This window comes from Mediterraneibacter flintii, from assembly GCF_055387595.1.
The window spans coordinates 828,321-851,957 of sequence record NZ_AP031405.1; the positions used below are offsets into that span (position 1 = coordinate 828,321).

The 23,637-nt window shown below is 41.5% G+C and carries 26 protein-coding genes and 1 pseudogene; 25 read left to right on the forward strand and 2 right to left on the reverse strand.

Going from position 1 to position 23,637, the window contains the following annotated elements; all coding sequences use genetic code 11:
• Positions 1-58: 58 nt before the first annotated feature.
• The 17 genes and pseudogenes from ACZ5C4_RS03835 to ACZ5C4_RS03915 form a co-directional block, all read left to right on the forward strand.
• Positions 59-1,792, forward strand: a pseudogene (locus tag ACZ5C4_RS03835) (helicase-related protein); the annotation flags it as partial.
• Positions 1,793-1,812: 20 nt separating this feature from the next.
• Complete coding sequence (locus tag ACZ5C4_RS03840; RefSeq protein WP_195956028.1) at positions 1,813-2,775, forward strand: DUF3991 and toprim domain-containing protein; 963 nt, start codon at positions 1,813-1,815, stop codon at positions 2,773-2,775.
• Positions 2,772-3,191, forward strand: coding sequence for a DUF3846 domain-containing protein (locus tag ACZ5C4_RS03845; protein ID WP_195956029.1), 420 nt, complete (start codon positions 2,772-2,774; stop codon positions 3,189-3,191). The genes ACZ5C4_RS03840 and ACZ5C4_RS03845 overlap by 4 nt, the downstream gene beginning before the upstream one ends.
• A gap of 135 nt (positions 3,192-3,326) precedes the next feature.
• The gene (locus tag ACZ5C4_RS03850) at positions 3,327-3,485 is read left to right on the forward strand and encodes a DUF3789 domain-containing protein (RefSeq protein ID WP_195956030.1); all 159 of its coding nucleotides are present in this window, start codon (positions 3,327-3,329) and stop codon (positions 3,483-3,485) included.
• Positions 3,448-3,789 (forward strand): plasmid mobilization protein, encoded by a 342-nt coding sequence (locus ACZ5C4_RS03855; protein ID WP_002594670.1) that lies wholly within the window; start codon positions 3,448-3,450, stop codon positions 3,787-3,789. Before ACZ5C4_RS03850 ends, ACZ5C4_RS03855 begins: the two co-directional genes overlap by 38 nt.
• Positions 3,780-5,165: a relaxase/mobilization nuclease domain-containing protein gene (locus ACZ5C4_RS03860; protein ID WP_227072377.1), complete on the forward strand. Its 1,386-nt coding sequence runs from the start codon at positions 3,780-3,782 to the stop codon at positions 5,163-5,165. Before ACZ5C4_RS03855 ends, ACZ5C4_RS03860 begins: the two co-directional genes overlap by 10 nt.
• A complete protein-coding gene (locus ACZ5C4_RS03865) occupies positions 5,149-5,943 on the forward strand; it encodes a PcfB family protein (RefSeq protein ID WP_015530022.1) in 795 nt (264 codons plus the stop codon). The genes ACZ5C4_RS03860 and ACZ5C4_RS03865 overlap by 17 nt, the downstream gene beginning before the upstream one ends.
• A gap of 6 nt (positions 5,944-5,949) precedes the next feature.
• Entirely contained in the window at positions 5,950-6,834 is an 885-nt protein-coding gene (locus ACZ5C4_RS03870; RefSeq protein WP_008789326.1) for a hypothetical protein, read from the forward strand.
• A gap of 12 nt (positions 6,835-6,846) precedes the next feature.
• Complete coding sequence (locus tag ACZ5C4_RS03875) at positions 6,847-7,050, forward strand: hypothetical protein (protein ID WP_008789327.1); 204 nt, start codon at positions 6,847-6,849, stop codon at positions 7,048-7,050.
• Positions 7,037-8,845 carry a VirD4-like conjugal transfer protein, CD1115 family gene (locus ACZ5C4_RS03880; protein WP_092071542.1) on the forward strand — a complete coding sequence of 603 codons (1,809 nt, stop codon included), beginning with the start codon at positions 7,037-7,039 and terminating at the stop codon, positions 8,843-8,845. Before ACZ5C4_RS03875 ends, ACZ5C4_RS03880 begins: the two co-directional genes overlap by 14 nt.
• Before the next feature lie 19 nt (positions 8,846-8,864).
• Positions 8,865-9,227 carry a hypothetical protein gene (locus ACZ5C4_RS03885; protein WP_015530024.1) on the forward strand — a complete coding sequence of 121 codons (363 nt, stop codon included), beginning with the start codon at positions 8,865-8,867 and terminating at the stop codon, positions 9,225-9,227.
• A 73-nt stretch (positions 9,228-9,300) separates the two neighbouring features.
• On the forward strand, positions 9,301-10,137 hold the full coding sequence (locus tag ACZ5C4_RS03890; protein ID WP_002594677.1) for a VirB6/TrbL-like conjugal transfer protein, CD1112 family: 837 nt from the start codon (positions 9,301-9,303) through the stop codon (positions 10,135-10,137).
• A 135-nt stretch (positions 10,138-10,272) separates the two neighbouring features.
• Positions 10,273-10,638 carry a PrgI family protein gene (locus ACZ5C4_RS03895; protein ID WP_023920514.1) on the forward strand — a complete coding sequence of 122 codons (366 nt, stop codon included), beginning with the start codon at positions 10,273-10,275 and terminating at the stop codon, positions 10,636-10,638.
• Positions 10,631-12,961: a VirB4-like conjugal transfer ATPase, CD1110 family gene (locus tag ACZ5C4_RS03900; protein ID WP_464519864.1), complete on the forward strand. Its 2,331-nt coding sequence runs from the start codon at positions 10,631-10,633 to the stop codon at positions 12,959-12,961. Before ACZ5C4_RS03895 ends, ACZ5C4_RS03900 begins: the two co-directional genes overlap by 8 nt.
• A gap of 13 nt (positions 12,962-12,974) precedes the next feature.
• Positions 12,975-13,376, forward strand: coding sequence for a DUF6075 family protein (locus ACZ5C4_RS03905; RefSeq protein WP_002594682.1), 402 nt, complete (start codon positions 12,975-12,977; stop codon positions 13,374-13,376).
• A 6-nt stretch (positions 13,377-13,382) separates the two neighbouring features.
• Entirely contained in the window at positions 13,383-14,150 is a 768-nt protein-coding gene (srtB, locus tag ACZ5C4_RS03910) for a class B sortase (protein ID WP_464519865.1), read from the forward strand.
• Positions 14,151-14,189: 39 nt separating this feature from the next.
• Complete coding sequence (locus ACZ5C4_RS03915) at positions 14,190-15,893, forward strand: lysozyme family protein (RefSeq protein WP_464519866.1); 1,704 nt, start codon at positions 14,190-14,192, stop codon at positions 15,891-15,893.
• Positions 15,894-15,957: 64 nt separating this feature from the next.
• Here the strand turns inward: ACZ5C4_RS03915 and ACZ5C4_RS03920 are convergent, their stop codons facing one another.
• Complete coding sequence (locus ACZ5C4_RS03920) at positions 15,958-16,410, reverse strand: hypothetical protein (protein WP_008118497.1); 453 nt, start codon at positions 16,408-16,410, stop codon at positions 15,958-15,960.
• Positions 16,411-16,636: 226 nt separating this feature from the next.
• On the opposite strand from ACZ5C4_RS03920, the gene ACZ5C4_RS03925 reads away from it, so the two are divergent.
• From ACZ5C4_RS03925 to ACZ5C4_RS03955, 7 genes are all read left to right on the forward strand, one after another.
• On the forward strand, positions 16,637-16,972 hold the full coding sequence (locus ACZ5C4_RS03925) for a helix-turn-helix domain-containing protein (RefSeq protein ID WP_002594686.1): 336 nt from the start codon (positions 16,637-16,639) through the stop codon (positions 16,970-16,972).
• 154 nt (positions 16,973-17,126) lie between these two features.
• Positions 17,127-17,342 carry a hypothetical protein gene (locus ACZ5C4_RS03930; RefSeq protein WP_002594687.1) on the forward strand — a complete coding sequence of 72 codons (216 nt, stop codon included), beginning with the start codon at positions 17,127-17,129 and terminating at the stop codon, positions 17,340-17,342.
• A 185-nt stretch (positions 17,343-17,527) separates the two neighbouring features.
• Positions 17,528-17,737, forward strand: coding sequence for a helix-turn-helix domain-containing protein (locus ACZ5C4_RS03935; RefSeq protein ID WP_002587820.1), 210 nt, complete (start codon positions 17,528-17,530; stop codon positions 17,735-17,737).
• A 55-nt stretch (positions 17,738-17,792) separates the two neighbouring features.
• Positions 17,793-19,328 carry a type I restriction-modification system subunit M gene (locus tag ACZ5C4_RS03940; protein WP_464519867.1) on the forward strand — a complete coding sequence of 512 codons (1,536 nt, stop codon included), beginning with the start codon at positions 17,793-17,795 and terminating at the stop codon, positions 19,326-19,328.
• Entirely contained in the window at positions 19,312-20,508 is a 1,197-nt protein-coding gene (locus tag ACZ5C4_RS03945; RefSeq protein WP_464519868.1) for a restriction endonuclease subunit S, read from the forward strand. The genes ACZ5C4_RS03940 and ACZ5C4_RS03945 overlap by 17 nt, the downstream gene beginning before the upstream one ends.
• A 97-nt stretch (positions 20,509-20,605) precedes the next feature.
• Complete coding sequence (xerA, locus tag ACZ5C4_RS03950) at positions 20,606-21,589, forward strand: site-specific tyrosine recombinase/integron integrase (protein WP_237972425.1); 984 nt, start codon at positions 20,606-20,608, stop codon at positions 21,587-21,589.
• 12 nt (positions 21,590-21,601) lie between these two features.
• Positions 21,602-22,117 (forward strand): restriction endonuclease subunit S, encoded by a 516-nt coding sequence (locus ACZ5C4_RS03955; RefSeq protein ID WP_196376405.1) that lies wholly within the window; start codon positions 21,602-21,604, stop codon positions 22,115-22,117.
• Here ACZ5C4_RS03955 and ACZ5C4_RS03960 read toward each other — a convergent pair.
• A complete protein-coding gene (locus tag ACZ5C4_RS03960) occupies positions 22,106-22,741 on the reverse strand; it encodes a restriction endonuclease subunit S (RefSeq protein WP_196376404.1) in 636 nt (211 codons plus the stop codon). The two genes, ACZ5C4_RS03955 and ACZ5C4_RS03960, sit on opposite strands and share 12 nt — an antisense overlap.
• Here ACZ5C4_RS03960 and ACZ5C4_RS03965 point away from each other — a divergent pair.
• The gene (locus ACZ5C4_RS03965; protein WP_196376403.1) at positions 22,735-23,628 is read left to right on the forward strand and encodes a hypothetical protein; all 894 of its coding nucleotides are present in this window, start codon (positions 22,735-22,737) and stop codon (positions 23,626-23,628) included. The genes ACZ5C4_RS03960 and ACZ5C4_RS03965 overlap by 7 nt on opposite strands.
• Positions 23,629-23,637: the final 9 nt, after the last annotated feature.

A 23,637-nucleotide genomic window follows, 5' to 3' on the forward strand; every position in this document is an offset into this window, starting at 1 on the left:
GGGGGTTACGCCAAGACCACGGACGAAAGGAAGTATGGCGTGGCGTTTCCTACCTTATGAACTCTACACGATACAGCGATATTTACAGTACAACACGCTTGTGAAAAATGGTTTACAGCACTTCGACGCTTGGGCTTCCACTTTCGGAGAAACCATTACGGCAGTGGAACTTACACCCGAAGGAACGGGATACAGAGCAAAGACAAGGTTCGCAAAATTCTATAACCTGCCTGAACTTATGGCGATGTTCAAGGAGATTGCGGACATTAAAACGGCAGATATGTTGAACCTGCCAGTACCGGAAGCAAAGTACCATAACATTGCAGTAAAGCCGTCAGAAATGCAGAAAGAAATGGTTGCTTCTCTTGCAGAGAGAGCCGAGCAGGTGCGTGGCGGCGGTGTGGACGCAAGCGTAGATAATATGCTGAAAATCACGAATGACGGAAGAAAACTGGCTCTTGACCAGCGTATGCTCAACGATATGCTGCCTGATTTTGAGGGCAGTAAAATCAATGCCTGCGTCGATAACATCTATCGGATATGGGAAGAAAACGCCGACAAGAAATCGGCACAGCTTGTGTTCTGCGACTTGTCCACTCCGAAGAATGACGGAACATTTTCCGTCTATAACGACATCAGGAAGAAGCTGATTGAGAGAGGTATTCCTGAAAGCGAAGTGAAGTTCATACACGAAGCCGACACGGATATGAAGAAAAAAGAACTGTTCCAAAAGACCCGTAAGGGAGAGGTCAGAGTGCTTCTTGGCTCTACTCAGAAGATGGGAGCAGGAACGAATGTGCAGGATAAACTTATCGCACTTCACGACGTGGATTGTCCGTGGCGACCTTCAGATTTGGAGCAGCGTTCCGGTAGAATTGTCCGTCAGGGCAATGAAAATCCACAGGTAGATATTTACCGCTATGTAACAGAGCAGACCTTTGACGCATACCTCTATCAGCTTGTGGAAGGTAAGCAGAAGTTCGCAAGTCAGATTATGACGAGCAAATCTCCGGTCAGGTCGGCAGAGGATATTGATGAAACCGCATTGTCCTATGCAGAAATAAAAATGCTTGCAACAGGCAATCCGTATATCAAAGAAAAGATGGACTTAGACATTCAGGTACAGAAGCTGAAGATGTTAAAATCCAATTTCTTATCGGAGAAATACGGACTGGAGGATAAGGTCATCAAGTTCTACCCACAACAGATTGCTTACTTGAAATCCCGTGTAGAGGGACTTACAAAAGATGTTGAAACAGCAAAATTACACCCGAAACCGATAGACGAGCAGCCGCTTGGAATGATGGTATCGGGTGTTTCTTATTCCGAAAAAGCCGAAGCAGGTCAGGCAATCATCAATGCCTGCAAGTCAATGAACAGTCCCGATGCGATACCACTTGGCGAGTACCGTGGCTTTCAAATGGAACTGTATTTTGATACGGTGCAGCGTAATTATGTTGTGAAATTGAAAGGCGAAACGAGCAGAGATGTACCGCTTGGCGATGACGCTCACGGTAATATCGTGAGAATAGATAATGGCATTGAACGCTTTGAAGAAACACTTGCTGATACGAAAAACAGTCTTGAAAATACAGAAAAGCAGTTTGAAACGGCGAAGCAGGAAATCGAAAAGCCGTTTGCTAAAGAGGAAGAATTGAGGGCAAAAACTGCCCGACTTGATGAGCTGAATATCCTGCTCAATATGGATAAAAAGGAAAATGAGATTGTCGGCGGAGAGCCTGATGAGGGCGAAGCAGTCGGCGGCAGAAAGGAGAAATCGTATGAGAGATAAACAGAAAGGCGGTGGTCGATATGCCTTTTATCGCACCTGAGTTAATCGTTCAGGCGAAACAGATGGACTTATTAACCTACCTGAAAAATTATGAACCGTATGAGCTGGTTAAGTATTCAGGTAACACCTATTGCACCAGAACCCACGACAGTTTGAAGATTTCAAACGGGAAATGGATATGGTGGTCGAGAGGTATCGGTGGCAGGAGTGCTTTGGATTATCTGATTAAGGTCAAAGGTTACAGCTTCCTTGAAGCGGTGGAAACCATTATCGGACACACGGCGATTCAGGCTCCGGTCTATGAAAAGCCACAGCCAAAAGAGGAAAATAAACCGCTTCTTCTCCCTGAAAAATGTGCTTCCAACAGAGTGATTACAGAGTATCTTTTCGGGAGAGGAATAGATTTTGAAATCATCAATTACTGTATCTCTAATGACCTTATCTTTGAGAGTCTGCCGTATCACAATGTTGTATTTGTAGGCTATGACGAGAAGAAAGAACCGAAATATGCAGCCTACCGTTCCACGAATAAGCGTAGGATTATGGGCGATTGCAGTGGCAGTAAAAAAGATTATTCTTTTCGGCTTGGTAAGGAAAACTTGGAGGAAGTACACCTCTTTGAGTGTGCCATTGACTTGTTATCCTATGCCACGCTTGCGAAGCTGAACGGGCAGGATTGGAAGGAAATGAGCTTTGTTTCGTTGTCCGGGGTGTATTCTCCGGCAAAGAAAATTGAGGACAGTAAAGTGCCGATTGCACTGGAAAAGTATCTTGGCAGTAATCCATCTGTCAGGAAAATCCGTATCCATTTTGACAATGATATAGCGGGTAGAAAGGCAGCACAGACCTTAAAAACCATTCTGCCGGATAATTATGAAATCGTTGATGAACCACCAAAAGCAGGTAAGGACTTCAACGATTTTCTTTGTATGCGGATGGGAATTTACAATAAAAAAACACACGAAAGGAATGAAGAACGATGAATGATACAAAGATTAAAGTTCTCTTGGTAGAACCGGAAAAGTACCCGAAGGAAATTGTAATCGACGACAGTCTGGAAGCAATGCAGGAGGTTGTCGGCGGGGATATTGAGGAATATATGCCCTATGACGATGACGTTGCAATCATCTGTAATGAGGAAGGAAAGGTAAGAGGGCTTCCGCTTAACCGTGCAGTTTATGTGCAGGACAATGATAAGAAAGAAATGGTAGATATTATCTGTGGCAAATTCTTTATCTGTTATGCACCGCCTGAGAGTGAGAGCTTTCAGAGCTTGCCGGACGATATGATGAAGAAGTATAAGGAACAGTTCAAGTATCCTGAACGCTTTTCTAAGGAAGTGGGCGGCAATATCGTGGCTGAACCTTTTAAGCCGAAATCAAAGGATTATGAGAGATAGCAGCCTGAGAACGGGGCAACCCGGAGGAGATGTTTATTCTTAGCGAGCAGACCATTTGGATAAACACAGTTTCCCAAACGGTAAAAGGCTCGTTAGGGGTTGCCCCTAATACCCCGTGAGAAAGGAGAACTTGATTTGAGAGAGTTATTACTTATCGCCGCCGGAACACTGCTCGGCAGTTGTCTTGGCGTTACGATGATGTGCTTATTCCAGATTAACAAAGATTGCAGAATGCAGAGAAAGGAAGATACTGATTATGAGAAAGAGAAACATTCAGAAGATTGTTCGCTTTAACCGCAAGGAAGCACAGGACTTGGCAGCAAAGGCAAAGAAGGCTTGTCTTTCCGAAGCCGGACTTATCCGTTTACTTATCAGAGGTTACGAACCGAAAGAGAAACCCGATGACCGTTTCTATGATGTGATGAGGGAACTTTCCTCTATCGGTAATAACATCAATCAGCTTGCTGCCAAAGCAAATACACTCGGTTTCATTGACGCACCTATGCTGAAGAATGAAGCTGCGAAGTGGAATAAGTTCCAGTCAGAGATTGAGAGGACGTATCTTCGTCCAAATCAGAGCGAAATGAAATGGCAGTAACAAAGTTGTGGTCGGTAACAGAAAGGCTCGGTCAGGTCATTGACTATGCGACCAATCCCGAAAAGACTTCTGCCCAAATCAAAAGGGAGTTTTCGCCGGAACAGTATCAGGCTCTTGCAGATGTCATTGCTTATGCAAAGGACGAAGAAAAAACAGAGCGAGAATTTTATGTTGAGGGTATCAACTGTAATGTGTTGATTGCCCGTGACCAGTTCATAACGGTTAAGGAACAGTACCAAAAGACAGACGGTATCCAAGCCTATCACGGATATTTGAGCTTCAAGGAAACAGACATATCTCCTGAGATGGCACAGAAAATCGGAATGGAATTTGCAAATGAAGTGTGGGGCAAAAGATTTCAGGTCGTTGTGACAACCCACCTGAACACAAAGCACCTGCACTGTCATTTTGTCATCAATTCTATTTCTTTTGTCGATGGCAAACATTTGTGGGGAGAGGAAAAAGCGTGGTTCAAATTCCGAAAAGTTGCAGACAGGATTTGTGAGAAGTATGGACTTTACTATGACCCGAATCCGAACCGCAGTAAGCAGTCGGATTATCTGACGATGAAAGAAAAGGCAGGTATGCCGACACGCTACTCGGTTGCAAAAGAAGCGATTGATTATGCTATCGACCACAGCAAGACCCTGAAAGAATTTCAGTTTGCACTCAAGGAAATGGGATATGCCTATAACCTGAGTCCAAGCCGAAAATACTGGACGGTCATTCCAAAGGGATACGATAAGCCGATACGACTGAAAAATCTCGGAGCAGATTATACCAATGACCGGATTGTAGAGCGTATCAAAGAAAATCGTAACAGATGGGCAGAGATTGAGCCGTTCCAGAGGGCAACTTATAAACCAAGACAGTACCGTATGCAGACCAGAGGGCAGAAGCTGAAAAAGAAAGGCGGACTTTATGGGCTGTATCTGTATTACTGTTATAGACTCGGTTATCTGCCAAAGTATAAGAAACAGAATAACGCAAGGCTTCATTATCTCTTGAAAGATGATTTGATGAAGCTCGATAAGATTACTGATGAAGTAAGGCTGCTCGGACGAGAAAATATTTCCACGGACGAACAGCTTTTTTCATATAAGACTTCCTTAGAGGAGCAGATGAAAAATCTGATTGCCGGAAGAACACATCTCCGAAAAAAGATAAGAACAAATATTGATGATGGTCAGTTTCAGGCGGCAAAAGATGAAATCGCTTCTATCAATGGAGAATTGAAAAAACTCCGACGGGAAGTAAAACTCTGCGAGGATATTGCGGAGAGGTCAAAGGTTATGGAAGAAAACCTTGAGCATATCGAAACAGAGGAACAAAAACAGCAGAGAAAGGAGAAATCACGCTATGAACAACGGTGGTGACGCAGCAGAGCAGGTCGTTAGGCTTTCGCTTGAAGGATTTGAAGTTGCTGCAAGATTAAGCGGTTCGGCGGCGAAGAATATCGCATTGCTTTTGGTATCGGTTCTGAAGCAGGAGCAAAAGACGAAGGGCAAAGCAAGGCTTACCAATATGATTAAGTCAGGCAAGGAGCTGAAAGTCTTTTCCATTCCGCAAAAGGATTTGAAGAAGTTTACCGAACAGGCAAAACGCTATGGCGTTCTTTATTGTGTCCTCAGAGATAAGAACACAAAGGGAGAGAATGCTCCGGTAGATATTATCGCAAGAGCAGAGGACGCTTCTAAAATTCAGCGTATCGTTGAAAGATTTGAACTTGGCAAGGTGGATAAGGCTTCGATTGTCAGTGAAGCAGAGAAAGCTATCGCAGACCGTGAAGCGGTTGAGAAAGAAAAGCCGACCAAATCCAAGAGTGAAATCATTATGGAAGAAGCGGTCAGAAATCCGATGCAGAAAGAGGAGCGAGCAAACGCAAACCCCTCAGTCGCCAAAACAGACAAAAGCCCTCTGTCAAGGCAAAACTCAGAGCCGGTAGAAACGCAATCTGATAAGGGTGTTGCAAAGCCAGTGGAAAAGCCATCGGTCAAAGAGAAACTTGACCGTTACAAGGCACAGGCAAAACAGCAAAAAGAAGCAGAGCGTAAAGAGCCGGAGGTTAAGAAAGACGGCAAGAAGCCGCAGCAGAAAAACGGTCAGACAGTACACCGTCAGCCGAAGAAGAAACCCAAAACAAAAGAGAGGTAATTCACTATGACAAATGATTTCAAACCCGCAAAGGCTGGCGGTAATCAGCCAAGATTATCCAAAGAGGAGTATGCGGAAAAGAAGCGAGCAGAAAAAGAAAAGGTCTATCAGATGATTGATGACGCTGCCCGTGAGATTGTGAGTGACCCTGAGAAGTTCAAGAGCTTTCTTGATACGCAGAGTCGAATGGACAGATATTCCGCAGCAAATGCTCTCCTTATTTACAGTCAGTATCCGCAGGCAACACAGCTTAAAGATTTTGATGATTGGGGTAAGGACAATGTGAAGATTACCAAAGGGGCAAAGAGTATTTCTATTCTTGAACCAGTGGAATATACAAGAGCAGATGGCTCTCCGGGTATTTCCTACAATGTCAAAAAGGTATTTGATGTTACGCAGACAAATGGAAGAAAAGCTCCGGCGGTATCAGCAAACCGTGACCCGAAAGCACTTATCACGACAATGCTTGATGTATCTCCAGTGGAGGTTGCGTCAACCGATGAACTTCCGTATCCGAATATGGCAGCTTTCTATAATAATGAAAAGCAGACCTTGTATGTGAAGCGTAATGTGGGCGACAGCGTAGCAGTTGCTCAGTGTGTCGCTCAGGAACTTGGACACGCACAGCTTTCCATTAACAGCGAAAGTTACAGCCGCAGGGATATGGGCTTTCAGGCAGTGTGTATCGGATATATGCTTTGCAAGAAGTATGGAGTAGATACACAGAATTTTGCAATTAACCGCATTCCGGAGGGACTGGCTTCCAAAGAGCCGAAAGAAATCCGTGCGGAGCTTTCCAAGACCCGAAATGCAATGGCAGAAATTCACAGTCATATCTCTGATGAAATGTTCCGCAAGAAGCAGGAGCGTTCAAAGGACTATGAGAGATAATGGAGGGCAGATATGGAAAAAGAAAAACTCTACCACATTGCTTTGGACGATTACGAACACGGTGTTGTCATTCGCTCCTTAAACGATGAGAAAACAAAGTTGATGGAGGAAGGCAAGTCCGCAGATGCAGTAGACGACCTGCTTGTAAAAGTCGGAAATGCCCCATTGAAAAAGTTCAAAGTAATTGAAAGGAAACGCTCAGATGAAGCGAGATAATGACAGGCAGACTGCCATTATTTTATCCATTGTCGGTATCGTTCCGGTCATATGGCTGGCACTTCTGATTGCACCTTCCATAAGCGGAGGGTTGCCGGAGATAGCAGCCAATCTTGCGACACTCTTTGATAATCCATTTTCCATAAAATTATGTGAGGACAGTCTGAAAACTGTCCTCATTTTGCTTTTGTGCTATGGAATGGGTATCGGGATTTACTTTTCGACAAGAAAGAATTACCGCAGGCGAGAGGAACACGGTTCTGCCAAATGGGGCAATGTCAGAGCCATTGATAAGAAATACCGACAAAAGCCGCTGTCAGAAAATAAGCTGATGACTCAGAATGTGTGCATTGGGCTTAATGCCAAGAAGCACAGACGAAATCTGAATACGCTTGTGTGCGGCGGCTCCGGTGCAGGTAAGACAAGATTTTATGCAAAGCCTAATATTATGAACGCTGCCAGAAACAGTTATGTGATATTAGACCCGAAAGGGGAAATCCTGCGAGATACGGGACATCTTCTTGAGAAGAAGGGTTACGAAGTGCGTGTGCTTGATTTGATTTCAATGGAGAAAAGCCATTGTTACAATCCGTTTGTCTATTTGCAGAATGACAATGATGTGCAGAAACTTGTGACAAATCTTTTCAAGAGTACCACTCCGAAAGGTTCACAGAGCAATGACCCGTTTTGGGATACGGCAGCGTCAATGCTTCTGCTTGCACTTGTATTTTATCTGCACTATGAAGCACCGCCAGAAGAACAGAATTTTGCAATGGTAATGGAAATGTTAAGAGCCGGGGCGATTGAGGACGAGGACGACCCAAGTCCTTCTCCGCTTGACAATCTGTTTTCGGATTTGATGATAGATAATCCTGACCACATTGCTTTGAAGTATTACCACTCTTATCATTCCGGTTCTTCCAAAACATTAAAATCCATACAGATAACCCTTGCAGCAAGGCTTGAAAAGTTTAACTTGGAAAGTCTTGCTGCTCTTACTTCTGCTGATGAACTGGATTTGCAGTCACTCGGAGAGAAAAAAGTGGCACTGTTTGCACTGATACCGGATAACGACTCCAGTTTCAACTTCTTGGTATCCATTCTTTACACACAGCTCTTTCAGCAGTTGTTTTATGCAGCCGACCATATCCACGGCGGTTGTCTGCCGATGCCCGTTCATTTTATGATGGACGAATTTGCCAATGTTTCACTGCCGGACGATTTCGACAAGATACTGTCGGTTATGCGTTCCCGTGGGGTATCGGTAAGTATCATCTTACAGAACTTGGCACAGCTTAAAGCCTTGTTTGAAAAACAGTGGGAGAGCATTGTGGGTAACTGCGATGAATTTCTTTACCTCGGTGGAAATGAGCAGTCAACCCATAAATATGTGTCGGAGCTGTTGGGTAAGGAAACCATAGATACTAATACGTTCGGAAAGAGTACCGGAAGAAGCGGTAACTATTCCACCAATTATCAGATTAGCGGCAGAGAGTTACTTACCCCTGATGAGGTGCGTATGCTTGATAATCAGTACGCTATTTTATTTATCCGTGGGGAAAGACCCATTATGGATTTCAAATATGACATTATGAAACACCCGAATGTGGCACTTACCACAGACGGAAAGGCAAGTCCTTATATGCACGGAGAAGTCACAAAAGATATTGCTTCGATTGCTATTTGGGACATTGACCCTGCAACACTTCCTGAAAAGGAAATGGAAGAAACGAACTGGGAACTTCTTTCCGATGAGGAGATGGAAGCTCTGTTCATAAACAATCAAACGAATTAAATTTTGGAGGTATTCAACTATGACTATTTTTAAGAAAAAAGCAACTGATACTCAGGAAACAAAGAAACTGCCTATGACCGGAAAGGTTAAGAAAGGCTTCCGTGCTTATTGCACAATGGTCATTGTCGGTGCGTTGGCACTTGGAATGACAACCACTGCATTTGCAGCAAATGACCCGCTTACCGTAGTCAACAATCTGTCCGACTTTATCTTCGGACTTATCCGTGCCATCGGTATGATTTTGCTTGGCTTTGGTATCGTGCAGGTCGGTCTTTCACTCAAATCTCACGACCCTTCTCAGAGAGCCAATGGTTTCCTGACTCTTGCGGGTGGTGTCATTATCACTTTTGCGAAAGAAATCCTTACTCTTATCACAGGCTAAGATAAGAGTTACACAGTTATCGAGGGGTGTGCCAAGTTAAGGTACACCCCTTAATTGTAAGGAGGTGCTTTGAATGAGTGATAACTGGGTAGTTCAAAATCTTGAAAATGCCCTTGAAACTTGGAATGAAAAACTGTCGGAAATATGGACGCTCATCACAACTACACCGCAGAACTTTAAGGGCGGGAATATCTGGAAGGTTATCGTTGACATCAATGGTGCGGTTCAGGCTATCGGACTTGCATTGCTTGTATTGTTTTTTGTGATAGGTATGGTAAAGACCTGCGGAAGTTTTACAGATGTGAAGAAACCGGAACACGCTTTAAAACTATTTGTCCGTTTTGCACTGGCGAAAGGTGTTATCACATACGGAATGGAACTTATGCTTGCACTATTTAATATCGTGCAGGGTACGATTTCAACCATTATGAATGCTGCCGGATTTGGAACTCCGGAACAGACGACCTTACCCGCAGAGATGGTAACGACCATAGAGGATTGCGGATTTTTCGAGAGTATTCCATTGTGGGCGGTAACGCTTATCGGAGGATTATTTATCACGGTGCTGTCGTTTATTCTGATAATGACGGTGTACGGAAGATTTTTCAAGTTGTATATGTACACAGCACTTGCACCGATACCGCTTTCCACATTTGCAGGAGAACCGACACAGAATGTCGGCAAGAGTTTTATCAAGAGCTATTGTGCAGTTCTGCTTGAAGGGGCAGTCATTGTACTTGCTTGTATTATTTTCTCTGTATTTGCTTCATCGCCGCCAGTAGTGAATCCTGACGCAGCAGCAGTTACGCAGGTTTGGGCATATATCGGGGAACTGGTATTTAATATGCTCGTTCTTGTCGGTGCAGTGAAAATGTCTGACCGTATTATCCGAGAGATGATGGGACTTTAAGGAGAGATTTTGAGATGAACCAAAGAGATTGTAAGAAATGTGTTTACTATGGCGGTAAACGAAAAGGCAAAGTCTTTTGCTTGAATGATAAATGCGTGAGGGAGAAAGACCGAAATCGCAGGAAAGGAAACAGATATGGAAGTAAAAATTAACCGAGAAATCAGAAATTATACAGAGTCAATGTTTTTTGGATTGTCGCTCAGACAGTTCATTTTTTCTGTTCTCGCTTGTGGCGTTGCGGTAGGACTGTATTTCTTGCTTAGACCGTATGTTGGCACGGAAACCGTATCGTGGGTGTGTATTTTGGGTGCTGCCCCGTTTGCGGCACTTGGCTTTGTGAAGTACAACGGTATGACCGCAGAGAAAGCAATCTATGCGTGGATAAAGTCGGAGTTTTTAATGCCGAAGAAACTGGTATTTCACTCCACCAATGTTTATTACGAACTGATGAAGCCAAGCATTGAACAGAAGCAGAAGGAGGTATTGAAGTCAAATGATTAAGACTCTTACAAATTTGTTTAAGCAGGATAAAGAAAAATTTGTTGTACCGAAAGGTGTGCAGGACGTGATTCCCGTAGCAGCTATCTTTGATGATGGCATTTTCAAAGTGGGAAAGGATAAATATTCAAAGACCTACCGCTTTACGGACATTAACTATGCAGTGGCAAGTCGTGAGGATAAGGAAGCGATGTTCCTTGAATATTCTGAACTTCTGAACTCCCTTGACAGTGGTGCAACGACAAAAATCACAATCAATAACCGTCGGCTCAACAGACTGGATTTTGAACAGACAATCCTTATTCCGACAACCGGAGATAATCTGGACGAGTATCGAGAGGAATACAATAAAATGCTTCTTGATAAGGCAACGGGGGCAAACTCCATTGTTCAGGATAAGTATATTACCATTTCCATCAACAAAAAGAGCGTGGAGGACGCAAGAACATATTTTGCCCGTGTCGGTGCAGATTTGATTGCTCACTTCGGCAGGCTTGGAAGTAAGTGTGTGGAACTGGAAACAGACGAAAGACTTCGTATTTTCCACGACTTTTATCGTGTGGGAGAGGAAAGCTCTTTCCACTTTGATATTAAGGAAACAAGAAAAAAGGGACACGATTTCAAGGATTATATCTGCCCTGACACAATGGAATTTGAAAAGGACTATTTCAAGATGGGAAACCGTTATGGAAGAGTCCTTTTTCTTCGTGAATATGCGTCCTATATCAAGGACAGTATGGTAGCGGAACTTACGGATATGAACAGAAATCTGATGATGTCCATTGATATTGTTCCCGTTCCGACTGATGAAGCAGTAAAGGAAGCAGAGAACCGTCTGCTTGGTGTGGAAACCAATATCACGAACTGGCAGCGTAGGCAGAATGCCAATAATAACTTCTCTGCAACCGTTCCGTATGATATGGAGCAACAGAAGAAAGAAATGAAAGAGTTCCTCGATGACCTTACGACCCGTGACCAGAGAATGATGTTCGCTGTTATCACAATGGTTATTACGGCAGACAGCAAGGAACAGCTTGAGAATGATACGGAAGCATTGCTTACCACGGCAAGAAAACATCTTTGCCAGTTCGCAACACTGAGATTTCAGCAGGTAGATGGACTCAACACGGTAATGCCGTTTGGAACAAGAAAGATTGATGCGTTCAGAACACTTACAACAGAGAGTCTTTCGGTATTTATCCCATTCAGGGTGCAGGATATTTTCCACGAAAACGGTATCTATTACGGTCAGAATGTTATCAGCAAAAATATGATTATCGCAGACCGTAAGCAGCTTTTGAATGGTAATTCCTTTATTCTCGGTGTATCCGGTGGCGGTAAGTCATTTGCAGCAAAGGGAGAAATCATCAATCTGGTTCTTTCTTCGGACGCAGATGTTATCATCATCGACCCTGAACGAGAGTATTCACGACTTGTCAATGCGATGGGCGGAGAAGTAATCAATATTTCTGCTACTTCCGATAATCATATCAATGCAATGGATATGAATAAAGATTACGGCGATGGTGCAAACCCTGTCATTTTGAAATCTGAGTTCATTATGTCCCTTTGTGAACAGCTTATCGGTGGAACAAATCTCGGAGCAAAGCAGAAGTCTATCATTGACCGTTGTACGGCAAGCGTGTACCGCAGTTATCAGCAGAATGATTATCAAGGGCATATCCCAACCTTGCAGGATTTCAGGGCAGAACTTTTGCAGCAGGACGAACCGGAAGCAAAGGAACTGGCACTTGCTATTGAGCTTTTTACACATGGTTCTCTGAACACCTTTGCAAAGCAGACGAATGTGGATACTAACAATCGCCTTATCTGCTATGACATTCTTGATTTGGGTAAACAGCTTATGCCGATTGGTATGCTTGTTGTCCTTGACTCTATCCTGAATCGTATCACACAGAACCGTGCAAAGGGTAAGAATACCTTTATCTTTATTGATGAGATTTATCTTCTGTTCCAGCACGAATACTCTGCAAATTTCCTCTTTACCTTGTGGAAGCGTGTGAGGAAATACTCTGCATACGCAAGCGGAATTACCCAGAACGTCGATGACCTTTTGCAGAGTCACACAGCAAGAACAATGCTTGCAAACTCAGAGTTCATTATTATGCTGAATCAGGCTTCCACAGACAGGCTTGAGCTTGCAAAACTCCTGAATATTTCCGACCTCCAGATGTCCTATATCACGAATGTGGAAGCAGGACACGGACTTATCAAGGTGGGAAGTTCGCTTGTACCGTTTGCAAACAAATTTCCTAAGAACACGAAACTTTATAAACTGATGACGACCAAGCCAGGCGAAGCGTAAGGAGGGATTTACAATGTCTAAAATTCAATTTCGCAATGCTGCACACAGAGATTTTGTATTGGAAAATCTGGATAAGTGCAAAGTCAACGACTGCTATCACAGAGCATTTTTCTATGTGATGGGTATTTCAGAAGAAACGAGAATGAACATCGGAAAGATGTTTGATTTCAAGAGGGACTGCATCATACCGGAAGGTATGCACGGCGGTTGGCAGACAAGTGGCACAGTCAAGGTCTGCCACCTTGCCTTTAATCTCTGGAATGGATTTACGGAAGAAGGCAGGGAAAACCTCTATACACCGGAGGAACTGTTCTGTTGCGGATATGCTCCGTATTTTATGGAGGGTATCAAGTTGAGGTATCCGGAGTATTGCAGGGATTTGACCCCGCCTAAGAGAAACGATATGGAAAGGTAAGAGAAAATGAGCAGAAAAATCTATATCAGTATTGCGGTGGTGCTTACAGTAGTGTTGTCTGTAAGCACCTTCTTTATTATCCGCAATCACATTGACTCTGCCAAGCAGAGTGAAGTCTATGATAACCTTGCGGAGATTGTGAAGGACGAGCCGCCAAAGGAAAATGAGGGTGTGACGTTTTCGGAAGATAAGGACTATCTTGCAGAATATCTTGAACTCTATCGGCAGAATGAGGATATGGTGGGGTGGATAAAGGTTGAGGATACCAATATCAATTATCCGGTCGTACAGTCTGTAAATGAGCCGAACTTCTACCTGAAGCACAAGTTTGATAAGACCTATTCCGCTTATGGCTGCCCGTATGTGCAGGAAAATTGCGATGTGCAGAAACCTTCAGACAACATCATTATATACGGACACCACATGAATGACGGTTCTATGTTTACGGGACTGATGAAGTACAGAAACAAGAGCTTTTGGGAAGAACATAAGGTTATTACTTTTGATACACTGACGGACAGACACCAGTATGAAGTGATTGCAGTCTTTAAGACGGTTGTTTATACAAATAGCTCCGACAGCTTTAAGTATTATGAGTTTACGGATACAGAAAATGCGGCAGAGTTTGATGCGTATGTTGCTAAGTGCAAGGAACTTTCTCTGTATGATACCGGAGTATCGGCAGAGTATGGCGACAAGCTGATTTCTCTTTCTACTTGTGAATATTCAAGAAACAATGGCAGGCTTGTTGTTGTCGCTAAGAGAGTGGATTAACCCCCACTCTCTATTATTTTTCGAGAAAGGAGGAAACCGATGGCTGATATAAAAACAAGAGATACAAGCAAAGGTACAATCAAGACCATAAATAAGGCAGCAGTTGCCACGGAGCGAATGAAGAAAGCCTATGTGATGACGAAAGATAAGGCAGAACATTCCACCAACGCTTCGGAAAATTCCGCAGAGGAATATGCTTCCGATAAAATCGAAGCGGCAACGGATAGGACTGTTCACGAAACAGCATACCGTGCGGATAAAGTCGGCAGATGGGGTGTGCGTGAAACAAGACAGAATTATCAGAAAGCCAAAACGGGAATTGAGAATTTCAAGACCAAGCGTGCAGAGAAGCAGCTTCAAAAACAATCGGTCAATCCTGTCGGAAAACAGAGCATCCGAACTCTGGAGCGTACGGAGAAAACAATTAAACAGTCTGCAAGGTCGGCAGGAAATACGACAGTCAAGACCGTATCGAAAGGTGCAACCAATACTGTTCAGAGGTCGGTCAAGACCGCAGAACAAACGGCAAAGACTTCTATTAAGACCACAAAAGAAGCTACCATTATAGCACAGAAAACAGCAAAAACAACAGCCAAAGCAACACAGAAAGCGGCTCAGACGGCAAAGAAAGCGGCGAAAGCCACAGCAGATACCGTCAAAGCGACAGCGAAAGCTACTGTTGCGACAGTCAAAGCGATTATTGCAGGGACAAAAGCACTTGTAGCAGCAATCGCAGCAGGCGGTTGGATAGCGGTGTTGATTATTATGATTGTCGTGTTGTTTGGTGCTGCCGTAGCAATGTTTGGAGGAGGAAGTGACAGTAATTCCTATACTCCGGTAAGTGCAGAGGTAGAAGCCTATGAACCCATCATACAGAAGTATGCCAAAGAGTATGGCATTCCTGAGTATGTAGAACTTATCAAGGCGGTTATGATGCAGGAAAGCGGCGGCAGAGGACTTGACCCAATGCAGGCAGCAGAGGGCAGTTACAATACGAAGTATCCGCACGAACCTAATGGAATTAAAGACCCTGAATATTCTATCCAGTGTGGTGTTCAGGAATTGAAAGCGGCTCTTACCTCGGCAGAGGTGGAAAGCCCGATTGATATGGAGCATATCAAACTTGCCTTGCAAGGCTACAACTTCGGTAATGGGTATATTTCTTGGGCAAAAACAAATTACGGTGGATATTCCTATGCCAATGCAGTAGAATTTTCGACAATGCAGGCTTCCAGACTTGGGTGGAGCAGTTATGGAGATACGCAGTATGTCGCTCACGTTCTGAGGTACTATCCGTATGGGCGAGCCTTTACTGCCGGAGGTAATCAGGCGATTGTTGAGGTTGCCTTGACACAGCTAGGCAATCAGGGCGGACAACCTTATTGGAGCTGGTATGGCTTTAACAGTCGAGTGGAATGGTGTGCTTGCTTCGTATCTTGGTGTGCTGACCAATGCGGATATATTGAAAGCGGACTTGTTCCGAAATTTGCAGGTTGTGTGGACGGTGCAAACTGGTTTAAGTCAAATGGAAAATGGCAAGACCGCACTTATGAACCAAAGGCAGGAGATATTATCTTCTTTGATTGGGAAGGCGACGGTACAACAGACCACGTTGGTATCGTAGAGAAGTGTGAGAATGGCACAGTTTATACCGTAGAGGGTAACTCAGGCGACGCCTGCAAGCAAAGACAGTACGCAGTCGGAAGCAGCAATATCTATGGATACGGTATTCCGGCATATTAAAAATTCCAGACGGTGTCTGGAAAATCGAAAAGATGGCTGCTCGGTTGAGTAGCCATCGGGTACATTATGAGAAATCGGTTGTTTCTCTGTTATTCAGGAAAATATGGTGTGTGTGATAAGTGAAGCTGAAAAGCATATCGGCATTTTCTTTACTGCCGTCTAAAAAGGAAATATCATCGGCAAGGATAAAAAGAATTGCTAACAGCTTCTTGATATATCCAGTGTAGCAGGCATAATCTACATAGATGTTGGCGATATATCCCTCGGCAAATTCTATCAGGTCAGCGTCAATTTCAAAGCTGTTGGATAACTCGTAAACGGTCTTGATGAATTTGTCCTTATCAGCAATTCGTTCTTTACTTGGAACACTTCTGCGGTTCTTCTGTATGAATTTCAAAAAATCATCAGCTTCCGTAAAGTCAGGAGTGATTGTGTTGCCAGTTCCCAAATCTGTTTTGTAATCCTCAAATTTCTCTTTTTCAAACCGATTACTGAATATTATCTTTTGTTCGTCCATTCCTTTTTACCCCTAAGTTTCTTCTATGGAGATTGTTTAACTTGGCTCTTGGGTTGTGATTTGTCTTTCGCCATTAACAATCGTGAATTACTACTTTTGTAGTATAACATAAAAATAGTTGGGAATCATCACTAATAGTTGGTTTAACTTCCTTTGGGTGCGTGTGATTTGAAATCGACTTAACCTATACTATTAGTTATAGAAACACACTAAGGGAGGTGATGTGATGAAGCTCGATACAATCGGCAAGAATATAAGAAAGTTCCGACTTGCGAGGAAATTACGCCAAGAAGATTTGGCTGAGAAAACAGATTTGACAACAAATTATATTGGTATGGTTGAGCGTGGAGAGAAAATTCCGTCACTCGAAACTTTCATAAAGATAGTAAATGCTTTAGGTGTATCATCGGATATGGTTCTTACTGATGTCCTCGAAACGGGATATACAGTCAAGAACTCTATGCTGAATGAGAAGCTTGAAAAACTTGCTCCTGAAGATAGAAACAGAATTTATGAAGTCATAGATACACTTGTAAAGCAATCAAAGCAAATACTTCCATAAAACACAGAAGTTCGTCCTAATCGACGAGCTTTCTTTTTTTAGTATAAATAATTTCTGCTATCGACAAATTTTTCGGGACTTCGACAGAGAGAATATGCTATAACAACAACTGTCAGTGATAGACACATACTAATAGACATAGGAGGAAGTAGAAGTGAACGACATTTTCAGACAAATAGCGAAAGAAAATGGAACAACCGAAAAAGCAGTAAAAGAGGAAATGCAGTTTGCCATTCGGGAAGCAATGAAAAGTGCTGAACCGGAAGCAATAGCTTTTTGGAAAGCAGTTGCACCGGACGGAAAAGAGCCGCCGATAGAAAAGGTCATAGCAATGATTGCATTGAATGTTAATAATAGAATGTATAATTGAGGTGCTTCGGCATCTCTTTTTTCTTATCCTCAAAAATGTCGTATTAGGTGTTTGCAAAAAGTGACACCTTGGTGTCTGAAGGGTTACATTTCTGTCTGAAATCTTGAAATGCCTGAAAATTTAATATATAATGTTAAATGGTTAACTGTAACGAAGAAGAATTATAAGATGAAGAGGTGTTACTGATGAAGATATGCTATAACAAACTTCAAAAACTTATGATTGACAATCAGATGAAAAGACAGGATTTAATGCGTGCAGCCGAAATCACATCATACGCTGCAACGAAGATAAATAAAAATGAGCCGGTATCTCTTGAAGTACTGATGAGGATATGTCAGGTGTTTCATTGTGACATCGGAGATATATGCGAAGTTATTTTAGACGAAGATTAAAACACGGAGGTAATTATAGATGGCAAGGGCTGCTAAACCAAAGAAAGAAATATCAATGGAAGAAGCACTTTGGAAAAGTGCTGATAAACTGAGAGGTTCTGTTGAGCCTGCGGAGTATAAGCACGTTGTTCTGAGTCTATTCTTCCTTAAATTTGCCAGTGACAAGTTTGAGGAATGCCGTAATAAGATTATTGCTACACACGGCGAAAAGTATGCGGATATGAAGCCGTTTTACACTCAGGAAAATGTATTCTATCTTCCTGAAGAAAGCCGTTGGAAATACATTATTGAAAATGCAAAGCAGGACGATATTGCTCTGAAGATAGATACGGCACTTTATACGATTGAAAAGAACAACCCGTCACTGAAAGGTGCTTTGCCGGATAACTATTACTCCCGCTTACATATTGATACGGCAAAGTTGGCTTCTTTGCTTGATGAAATCAATCGTATCAACACTGATGATAAAGAGAACGACATTATAGGTCGTATATATGAGTATTTCCTTAGTAAGTTTGCTCTTGCAGAAGGAAAAGGTAAAGGAGAGTTCTATACACCAAAGTGCATTGTAAACCTGATTGCTGAAATGCTTGAGCCTTATGATGGAATACTTTATGACCCTTGTTGCGGTTCGGGCGGTATGTTTGTGCAGTCCATCAAGTTCGTAGAAGCACATAGCGGTAATAAAAAGAAAGTGTCTATTTACGGTCAGGAATACACAAATACCACTTTCAAACTGGCAAAAATGAACTTAGCTATCCGTGGTATTTCTGCAAATCTTGGAGAGATGGCTGCCAATACATTTACCAACGACCAGCACAAAGACCTTAAAGCAGATTTCATTATGGCAAACCCGCCTTTCAATCAGAAACAGTGGAGAGCCGAAAATGAGCTTGTAGATGACCCTCGTTGGAATGGCTATGAAGTTCCGCCGACAAGTAATGCAAACTATGGTTGGATATTGAATATTGTTTCCAAACTCTCTCAAAACGGTGTGGCAGGTTTCCTGCTTGCCAATGGTGCATTATCTGATGATGGTACAGAGCTGAAAATCAGACAGCAGCTTATAGAAAATCATTTGGTAGAAGCAATCATTATTCTTCCGAGAAACCTTTTCTATACCACAGACATCAGCGTTACCCTTTGGGTACTCAATAAGAATAAAAAAGCTCGTGTTGTTGAACAGAATGGAAAGCTAAAACGCTATCGTAATCGAGAAGATGAAATACTCTTTATGGATTTACGACAGATGGGCAGTCCTTATGAGAAGAAGTACATTGAATTGACAGAGGAAGATAGAGCCAAAGTTACAAGTGTATATCATAACTGGCAGCAGGAAGGCTATGAGGAAACTTATGAGAATGTGCCGGAATTTTGCTATTCTGCTTCTTTTGATGAAGTAAAGGAAAAAGGATTTACTCTTGTACCGAGCAGATATATTGAGTTTGTCAACCGTGATGAGAACATCGACTTTGATACCAAAATGAAATCATTGCAGGGAGAACTCAAGGAACTTCTTGTTCAAGAGGAAAAATCCAAAGCAGATTTGCTTGCTGTATTTAAGGAGTTGGGATATGAAATCAAATTATGATATTTTAGAAAACCATATCCGACTGATTGATACTCGGAACAGAGAAAGCATAACGGACAGAGTTTTGGGAATTAACATAGACAAGTTCTTTATGCCATCGGTTGCAAATGTCATTGGTACGGATTTGAGTAAATACAAACTGATAACAAAAGGAAAGTTTGCGTGTAATCCAATGCACGTTGGTCGTGATGAACGACTTCCGGTTGCATTGTATGATGAGGAAGAACCTGCTATTGTTTCTCCGGCATATTTTATGTTTGAGGTAATAGATAATAGCATTTTGAATGAAGATTACCTGATGATGTGGTTTCGCAGACCGGAATTTGACCGTATTTGTTGGCTGCATACTGACGGAAGTGTTCGTGGTGGGATTACTTGGGACGATATTTGTAGATTGGAATTGCCTATTCCGCCTATTGAAAAACAGTTTGAAATAGTGAACAGTTATAAGGCTATTACGGAGAGAATTGCTTTAAAACAGAAGATAAATGATAATTTACGTGCTTCCGCTTCAATAATGTTTTTTAATAAAATTCGATATGTTCAATGCTCTGAATGCTGTCAAGAAACTGAAATTGGTAGATATCCGATTGAGTGGACTTTTTCCACTCTCGGAAATGTTCTTGATACAATCATTGACCGTCGAGGTTTGACGCCTACCAAACTTGGTAGCGAGTGGAGTAATGAAGGAATTATTGCATTATCTGCTAAGTCAGTTAAAAATCACGAACTTGTGAATTTAGATATAGCTAATCATGTTGATAATGATTTATACAATCGCTGGATGCCGCAGAAATTACAATCTCAAGATATTCTTATGACCTCTGAAGCACCACTTGGAGAATTTTATTATCTTGCGGATTTTTCTACATATTGCTTAAGCCAACGATTATTTGCAATGAGAGCCAATAAAACAATTATTGAACCTACCGTGTTGTATTTTCAGTTGACAGATTCCATTGGAAAACATCAAATTGATATTCGCAAAACAGGAACAACAGTTACAGGTATTCGACAATCGGAATTGATACAAGTACCTATCATCGTTCCGCCAATGAATATTCAAAAAGAGTTTGCACGTTTTTGTAATCCTATAATGATTACTATCGAAAAAAATGCTGATGAAATCAGACAGCTTTTCAAGTTGCAAGAAATGCTTTTATCACGGTTAAGCCGCTAAATTATCATTTACAATAGAACTCCCATCAGTGGCGGGAGTTAAAACAAGGGACTGCCACTGGTAGTCGTTCTCTTAAAAAACAAAAGGAGAATTGACTATGAAACAGAACCTAATCACAGATGTTATTCAAGGAATGTTACCTTACTTGAATAACGCACAGACAGAAAGATTGCAAGAGGTATTACAACATACACTTTTTGATTATGAGGTAACAAAGACGGAAAAAGATAAGGAACTTTCAGAACAGAATTTAGTAGAGTCTTTCTTATCGGCAAAGCGTATTGAAGGCTGTTCTGAGAAAACCTTGAAATACTATAATGCAACGATACAGTCAATGCTTGATGGCATTGGAAAAGGAATTAAATACATTGTAACCGATGATATTCGTTGTTATTTGACCGAGTATCAGGCTAAGAAAAAATCCAGTAAAGTTACGATAGATAATATAAGACGAATACTTTCCAGTTTTTTCTCTTGGCTTGAGGACGAGGATTATATTTTGAAAAGTCCAGTCAGGCGAATACATAAGGTTAAGACCGGAACGAACATCAAGGAAACTTATTCAGATGAAGCACTTGAATTGATGAGGGATAATTGCTCGGAACTTAGGGACTTGGCAATGATTGATATGCTTGCTTCAACGGGTATGCGTGTCGGAGAAATGGTGTTGCTAAATCGTGAGGATATAGATTTTAACGAAAGAGAATGTGTTGTTTTCGGCAAAGGTGATAAGGAACGAATAGTATATTTTGATGCAAGAACAAAAATACATTTGCAGAATTACTTAAGTAGCCGAAAGGACGATAATCCGGCACTTTTTGTATCATTACAATCGCCGTATAATCGAATGAATATCGGTGGTATTGAAGTGCGATTACGACAGCTTGGAAAGCGCTTGGGACTGAATAAGGTACACCCTCATAAATTCAGGCGAACGCTTGCGACAATGGCGATAGACAAAGGAATGCCAATAGAGCAGCTTCAGCAGCTCTTGGGGCATAGAAGAATAGATACGACATTGCAATATGCAATGGTTAAGCAGAGCAATGTGAAAATTGCTCACAGAAAATATATAGGATAAGGCGGAAAAGATATGTATAAAACCATTGAGGAACTTGTAACAAGGGTAGATGAAAGAAATAGTGATGGAACGGTTTCAGAACTGATAGGTGTAAGTATTGATAAATGTTTCATTAAATCTGTTGCAAATACAAATGGAACAGACCTTTCAAAGTATAAGATAATCCGTAAAAATGACTTTGCAGTAAGTTTAATGCAGGTCAGTCGTGATGGAAAAATACCGGTTGCAAGATTAGAGGAATATGAAGAAGCAATAATGTCGCCTGCATATCCTATTTTTAGAGTAAAAGATAAGAATATTATTCTGCCAGATTATTTGGAAATGTGGTTCAAAAGACCAGAATTTGATAGAGAAGCTGCCTTTATTGCGGTTGGTGGTGTGCGTGGTAGTATGCCGTGGGAAGAATTTGCAAAAATGAAATTGCCAGTACCGTCTATCGAAAAACAGCAAAAGATTGTGAATGCATATAAGATTGTTACAGACAGAATTGCATTGAAGCAGAGGATAAATGATAATTTAGCGGCTTAACTGGGTTACCAACAAGTCCTTTGTTTCATTAAGCCTATCTATTTCCTGTAAATTATGAAGTATTGCTGAAAATATTATATTTAGCTTATGTTCAAGTTGCTGCAATGTATTATCTGAAGGTGTTGGAATCTCATAATTTTCAAAAGATGTTTTGTTAATGTTTATCATTGTTGAGCTTCCCTCGCCTAATGTTCTTAATTCTACGGTATGAGCTTTTATCGAAAAATATAAGAAACACGGATATTTTGAAATTATCGCATTTATCTGTTGGTTTGTTTGTGCAATATATGATGTTAATGCCACCTCACCAGCATTTGCACCAATGCAAGCAACAACAACCGTATTTTCAGGAATATATTTATTTTTCTGACTATCAGCTCCCGCTTTTGAAAGTGAACATTCAGAACTGGTAATATATACATTTCCGTGCATATCCGGTGTTTTTATAAACGGAATATCATTACCATAATATTCAGCAACTGATGTTGGTGGTGTTTTTCCAGTAATAACCGTTCCAAAGTTATGGATTGGTTGTAAATCTGTAAAATCTGGTGCTGATGATGAAAATATAGCATTTGCTTGTGCTTCTAAATTATCATTTAACGGAGGTGGTATATATGACAACAGCAGAAATAATTCAAATAGTCATTGGAATATTGTCATTAGTGGCAACAATAGCTGTTTCGTTTTTGATATATTGGTTACAAACACGACACGAAAAAGAAATTCAAAAGCTACAAGATGAAAAGGAACAGAAAGAATTAGAAACGAAAGCACGTTTGTTTTTAATTGATAATGAGCCTGAGAGAGATTATTTACCGTGGTGTGTTGTAGCTGCTAATGTGCATCCACTTGAAAGACATTCCAGAAAGATTTATACGGAATATTGCCGTTGTACGGAAGAACTTCAGAATGAAATATTGCATCAAGCAGGATATAAAAGTAATTCAATACAAGGAATTCGTTGGGTACAGAAATGTATAATGGATTTGGAGAAGGATATTGAGCAATATAATTTAGGTAGAGATTACCTGTATGATGGAGCAAAGTATTTTCATAGAAGCTATGAGAGATACCGTGATTTGCAGTGGAATGGTACGCCAAGCGTGTTTGAACCCATAAATAAGAACAATAAATTCAGAAGAACTTTCAATATAAATCAACTCTCTGTCGGAGAATATGTAGATGAGTATTTTTATTACTATATTGACAAGAAAATGGAATTTAATGAAGATGTTCCTATTCCACCAATGGATTATGTATGGAATTCTCAAAATCTTGCAAATTGCGAAGAAGAAAAAGTGTGTATGTGGTTAATGGAATTGATTGAAGATATTGCTATTGTAATAAGAAATAGGAAACCTGATGAAGAAATAAATCAAAAACCATTGGAATATACAGATGCACAAGCTGAAACATTTGAGGATAAGTATTATGAGGTAATACAACAGCTTTATAATACTTACTATGTGAGTGCTGACGAAAATAAGAGAAAAAGAAAGAAATGCTAACGCAAAAGG